Genomic DNA, 239 nt, shown 5'->3' with positions numbered 1-239 from the left:
AAGGCTGCGCCGCCACGTTCGACCCGGCGCCCGGCACCGGCGCCCCCCGGCTGCTCGCGGCGGCCCGGCTCGCTCTCGCCGACGCCCGCATCGAACCCGCCGACGTGGACGTGGTATTCGCCGACGCGGCGGGGGATCGGGACGCCGACCGAGCCGAGGCAGCGGCGCTCGCCGAACTGTTCGGTCCGTACGCGGTCCCGGTCTGCGCGCCCAAGTCGCTGACCGGACGCCTGGGTTCG

1 pseudogene is annotated in these 239 nt (G+C 77.0%); it reads left to right on the top strand.

The window, feature by feature from the left end:
• Window positions 1-239, top strand: a pseudogene (locus G3I40_RS15390) (ketosynthase chain-length factor); the annotation flags it as partial.

This window comes from Streptomyces sp. SID14478 (assembly GCF_010548525.1).
Taxonomy (GTDB): domain Bacteria; phylum Actinomycetota; class Actinomycetes; order Streptomycetales; family Streptomycetaceae; genus Streptomyces.
Note: the sequence above shows the minus strand (reverse complement) of the source record. Positions and strands in the feature narration are given on the sequence as shown.